At 69.1% G+C, this 5002-nt stretch carries 5 protein-coding genes; 2 read left to right on the forward strand and 3 right to left on the reverse strand.

Annotation, left to right across the window (positions count from 1 at the left end; genetic code table 11):
• Nucleotides 1-636: 636 nt before the first annotated feature.
• On the forward strand, nucleotides 637-1233 hold the full coding sequence (locus ABZ260_RS46370) for a hypothetical protein (protein ID WP_355631047.1): 597 nt from the start codon (nucleotides 637-639) through the stop codon (nucleotides 1231-1233).
• A gap of 159 nt (nucleotides 1234-1392) precedes the next feature.
• On the opposite strand, the gene ABZ260_RS46375 is transcribed toward ABZ260_RS46370, so the two are convergent.
• Nucleotides 1393-2397: a GlxA family transcriptional regulator gene (locus tag ABZ260_RS46375; protein WP_355631050.1), complete on the reverse strand. Its 1005-nt coding sequence runs from the start codon at nucleotides 2395-2397 to the stop codon at nucleotides 1393-1395.
• A 98-nt stretch (nucleotides 2398-2495) separates the two neighbouring features.
• Here ABZ260_RS46375 and ABZ260_RS46380 point away from each other — a divergent pair, with 98 nt between their 5' ends.
• The gene (locus ABZ260_RS46380) at nucleotides 2496-2900 is read left to right on the forward strand and encodes a hypothetical protein (protein ID WP_355631053.1); all 405 of its coding nucleotides are present in this window, start codon (nucleotides 2496-2498) and stop codon (nucleotides 2898-2900) included.
• A gap of 101 nt (nucleotides 2901-3001) precedes the next feature.
• On the opposite strand, the gene ABZ260_RS46385 is transcribed toward ABZ260_RS46380, so the two are convergent.
• Both ABZ260_RS46385 and ABZ260_RS46390 read right to left on the reverse strand, forming a co-directional pair.
• Complete coding sequence (locus ABZ260_RS46385) at nucleotides 3002-3940, reverse strand: MurR/RpiR family transcriptional regulator (protein WP_355631057.1); 939 nt, start codon at nucleotides 3938-3940, stop codon at nucleotides 3002-3004.
• A gap of 191 nt (nucleotides 3941-4131) precedes the next feature.
• Nucleotides 4132-5002 (reverse strand): M20/M25/M40 family metallo-hydrolase (locus ABZ260_RS46390; protein ID WP_355631060.1); only part of this gene is annotated, 871 nt, incomplete at its 5' end.

The raw sequence follows: 5002 nt of genomic DNA on the forward strand, positions 1-5002 counted from the left end.
TCCGGATCGGCCGATTCTGTGGCCGATCCGGTGGCCGATCCGGTGGCCGGGGCGCTCGCCGCACCGCCCGGCGATGTGGCGGTCGGCGTCCCACCGGCGGCCCCGGCGTGGTGAAGCGGGCCCGGCGCCGACGCCGGTCGCTCGCCCGCACAGGCGGACAGGACGCACGCCGCCAGCCCGATCAGGGGGGTGATCACACCGGGCCTTCGCCGCTCACTTCTCAGCCGCCGCATGACCCACCCCTTCGGTCCGACGCCGACTTTTGTCGACTATGGAAACGTTAGGAGCGGGTAGGTCGGCAGACGTTCAACCCGTGGTTAGCGTGGTGCTCGCTTTTTCCCGCAACTCGCCCTGGTGGCGACGTTTCTCGTGCGGTGACACCATCGGAGTGCGGCCGGTATCCCGATTTCACTGAAGCCCACGTGAATTGAGTACACGATTATTTCTTCTTGTAGTGATGGTCGGGCCGGGGTGGCGGAGTATGGTCACGGCAAATCGGGGTGATTAACGCCCTGTCGCATAAGAGTGGTGGCTGGTGATATAGGCGTTTGGGGGAGATATGTATAACTCGACAGATTACGTACCGTGACGTAACGTCCGAATGTCGTGAAAGCCCGCAGGGCAAAGGGAGAATGCATGAAGTACGAATGGGTGCAAAATGAGGCGTACGGTCAGGGCGTGTACACGTCGGCGGCGGCCAGGCTCCGCATGGACGGGGGAGTCACGCCCGGCCAGAACATTGCAACGTTCCATTTCACCCGACGCGAAAAAAACCCGCACCTGTGTTCGCCGGATGTATTCCCCGACCTGGTGCTCACCGCGACCAGCACGGGCGTTGGGGTGATGGTGGAGTACGGCATTTACGGGAAGAAGGCCAGAGTCAACAACAGTCACTCGGAGTATCAGTTCTTTCATTTCAACGAGAGACTCGTCGAACTCAAGAAGACGGAGGACTGGCCCAGGATATACGTTCTCGACTGGGTCTTCACCGAACGTCCGGCGTGTGGTGGAGCCTGGGCGGGCGTGAAACGTGTCCAGGCCGGGTGCGCCACCCTCATCGGACACTACGATGAGTACCAGCGAGAGCGCCGGTGGGATAGTGACGGTGGCGGCGACGAGCCTTTCGGCGAATCCGCGGAGCATGAGATCACCGTCTACAGCATGTTCGGAAAGGACACCGCCACCGCCGACATCCGTACCGCTCTCGCTGAATACAAGAGAACACGAAAGTAATCGCGTCGCCCGAGCACGGAGTGACCTCGGCTCGGGATTCCCTAAGCCTCCAGCACGGCCGTCATTGCCGCCACCTCCGTGCTCCGCGGTGGCGTAGGCAGGCCCGTCTTCAAGGGTGCTGACATTGTCGGGTGAGGCCTGCCGCCGAGACAGGATCACTTACTGTGTCGAGCTTCTCCCGGCGACTTTCAGGTGATCCTGCCCTGTGGAGGTCGCCGTGGCGCGGTAGCGCGAGGGGGGGATTCCGTAGCGGTCGGCGAATGCCTGGCGCAGTGTCTCCGTGGTTCCGAAGCCGCAGCGGGCCGCCACCCTGGCCATCGGCAGGGAGGTGGAGACCAGCAGGTGCGCGGCGGCCTCGGCGCGGGCCTGGCGGACGAACCGGCCCGGGGTCCGCCCGAGGTGCCTGAGGAACAGGCGGGTCAGGTGCCGCTCGCTCACGCCCGCGCCACTCGCCAGCGTGGCCGTGGTCAGGTCGGTGTCCAGGTGTCCCGTGATGTGCTCGACGACCTGCTTGACCAGGCCGTTCTCCGGAGATCCGACGGCGGTGAACATGCTCATCTGCGCCTGGTTGCCGGGGCGTTGCAGGTAGGTCACCAGGCTCCGCGCCACCCGCCGTGCCAGCTCGGCGCCGTGGTCCTCCTCGATGAGGGCGAGGGTGAGGTCCAGCGCGCTGGTGATGCCGGCGGAGGTGTAGGTGTCCCCGTCCCGGATGAAGATCGGGCCGGGATCGATGTCGACCTTCGGGTAGCGGGCGGCGATCTCGTGCGCAGACTGCCAGTGGGTGGTGGCGCGCCGGCCGTCGAGCAGGCCCGCGGCGGCCAGGATGTCGGCTCCGGTGCACACCGACGCGACGCGGCGGCTCTCGCGTGCCAGGCGGCGGACGTGAGCGACGATCAATCGGTTGCCGGCCGCGGCCTCGTGGCCCATGCCTCCCGACACGATGAGCGTGTCGAGCGGCCCGGCGACCCGTTCGAGGGCCTCCTGGGCCTGGAGTGTCAGGCCGGTGCCGCAGGTGATGGGACGGCCTCCGGGGGTGGCCAGGCGAAGGAGGTAGGAGGGATCGGCACCGTGCCAGTTCGCGCTCTCCAGAGTCGTGGTCACGCAGGCGATGTCGAGCAACTCCGCCGCGTCGTATCCGATGACGGCGATCCGGCGTTCGATCACGGGGCGAGCGTATGTCAGAAAGGACAGGAATCCCAGGTTTCCGGACCTCTGTGGCGGCCTTTCTTGGCACGCGGCCGGTACGGCGGCACGGTGGAGGCATGACTCAGACAGCACCCGTCACCCGCCGCTGGCGCAGGTTCGCCTGGCACTACGTCGAGATGGTCATCGCGATGTTCGCCGGCATGTTCGTCCTGGGAATGCTCCTGTCCGCCGTCGGGCTCGGCTTCTCCCACGAGCGGCAGCCCGAGCTCGCCTACCTGCTGATGGCGTTCGACATGTCCGTCGGCATGGCGATCTGGATGCGCTACCGGGGCCACGGCTGGGCGGCCACCCTGGAGATGTGCGCGGCCATGTTCGTCCCCGTCGTGCCGCTCTTCCCGCTGCTCTGGCTGGGTCTCGTCGACGGCGGGGCCGTGATGACGCTCGCCCACGTGGCGATGTTCCCGCTGATGCTGGTCGCCATGCTCCGGCGCCGCGACGAGTACGCCGGTTGCGCGGCCTGACGACCGAGCCTCCGAGGGCATCGGGCGTGACCCGTACTCGTTGGCACACGGTGGCGGCCAACGCGTACGGGGCACCGTCAGGAGTGCTGTCAGGAGTGCCGTCAGGAGGGGGTTTCCGAGGTCGTCCGGGTCCCGCGGGGTGGCTCGGTGCCGGGGCCGGTCGGGGTGAGCGGCCCGTCGTCCTCGCGCAGCACGTCGTCGGCCATCTGGTCGTACTCGGCCACCCGGCTCCTGCCTGCCTCGCCGAGCTGCTCGACCACCGCGGCGACCAGCGTTTCGAGCAGCGCGACCGCCGGGGTCAGCGAGTCGAACGGGGAAGGCGAGCGGACCTGGGCGGGCAGTACGACATCCGCCACCGTGGCGGCTGGCGACAGCCACGGGTCGGTCAGCAGCACGATCTTCACGTTGCGCGCCGCGGCGGCGCGGGCGAAGGCGATCGTCTCGCGCTGGTAGCGCCGGTAGTCGAAGAGCACCAGCACGTCGCGGCGGCCCATGTCGAGCAGGTGGGCGGCGTGGTCGGCGGTGGACCCGGCGATGTACGTCGCGTTGGGACGCAACTGGTGCAGGTGGGCGATGAGGTACTGGGCCAGGATGGTGCTGAACCGGCCACCGGCCGCCGAGATGCGGCGGCCGGGGTCGGCCAGCAGTTCCGCGGCCTTGACCAGCTCCCCCTCGGGAAGCTGGTCGAAGGTCATGGCGGTGGCGTCCAGCAGCACCCGGCGGGACCGGCTCAGCACCCTGCCGGTGTCCTCCTCGGCACTGCCGTACTGGGCCAGGGGAGAGGAGTAGCGCTGCTGGGTCTCGCGCTTGAGCGCCTGCTGCAACTCCGGGTAGCCCTCGAAGCCCAGCCGGTAGGCCAGCCGCAGCACGGTGGCCGGGCTGGTCTGGGCCTGGCTCGCGACGGTCGCCAGCGGCTCCAGACCGGCGGTCGGGTAGCCCGCGAGCAGGGTGCGGGCGACCCGCTGCTCCGCACGGGGCAGCTTGGGCAGCACGTCGCGGAGCTGGGCCGCGACGGTGCGCGGCTCAGGGGTGCCGAGCATGTTGCCTCCTCATGGACGACCGCCGGATCGTGCGGCGCGTCGCAAGGAAGGGATCATGCCACGAACCGTACGAAAAGAGAACGCAGTCCTCGGGTCGAGCGCCGCCCGGTGGACGTCCACCGCTCACCCGCCGCTCGCGGCCCATCGCCCACCGCCCATCGGCGGTTCCCAGCCTCGCGGCCGCCCGGTGCTCACCGCTCGTCCGCTAGCCCGCACCAGTCGATCGCGGTCAGCGCGTAGGTCTTCGCCGACTGCACCAGCTGGGCGATCTCCACGTACTCGTTCTCCGCGTGCGCGGTGTAGCCGACGCCCGGGCCGTACACCAGGCCGCCGATGCCCTTGCGGTCCATCCAGGTCAGGTCGCACACGCCCATGAAACCGGTCGTCAGCGGCGGCTGCCCGCCGGCCGCCGTGGTGTGCGCGCCGACCAGCGTCGCGCTCAGCGGGGCGTCGTCGGGCAGCGAGTACGGCGGCCAGAGCAGCTTCCACTCGAACACCGGCGGGTGCTCGCGCAGCCACGGGTCGGTGCGGCAGGCGTCCATGACCCGGGACTCGATCTCGGCCATGACCTCCTCGTTGGACCGGTCGGGGTGGTGGTAGACGCAGTACTCCACGACCAGCTCGTCGGCGAGGAAGAAGGGCACCAGGATGCCCGAGGGGTTGGCCCGCAGCACGCCGGGCAGCAGGTTGAAGTAGCCGGGCGGGAAGAGCGGGTGCCGGTTGTGCCGGGCCCAGTCGTCCTCCAGCGCGCGCAGCGCCTGGTAGACGACCCAGAACTTGTCGACGGTGTTGACGCCGAGCGCGTCGCCCTCCAGGGTCGGGTGCACGGTCATGCCCCGCAGCCCGGAGTGCGCGGTCTTGCCCTCCAGGGAGACGCTGAACCAGAGCAGGCCCGGCGTCACCGGCACCGACGCCGGCAGGGTGCCCGCCTGCCCGGACGGCTCGCAGACGATGGCCGCGTCCGCGCCGAACCCGGCCTCCAGCACCGCGGTGGTGCCCGCCTCGTGGTCGCCGACCTCCTCGCCGACGACGCCCTGCAGGACCAGGTCACCGGCCAGGCGC

It is taken from the genome of Streptosporangium sp. NPDC006013 (genome assembly GCF_040614275.1).
Classification (GTDB): Bacteria; Actinomycetota; Actinomycetes; order Streptosporangiales; family Streptosporangiaceae; genus Streptosporangium.

Excerpts from the sequence above, each read along its gene's own strand:
- ABZ260_RS46370 (WP_355631047.1), top strand. The coding sequence starts at position 637 with ATGAAGTACGAATGGGTGCAAAATGAGGCGTACGGTCAGGGCGTGTAC.
- ABZ260_RS46380 (WP_355631053.1), top strand. The coding sequence starts at position 2,496 with ATGACTCAGACAGCACCCGTCACCCGCCGCTGGCGCAGGTTCGCCTGG.
- ABZ260_RS46385 (WP_355631057.1), bottom strand. The coding sequence starts at position 3,940 with ATGCTCGGCACCCCTGAGCCGCGCACCGTCGCGGCCCAGCTCCGCGAC.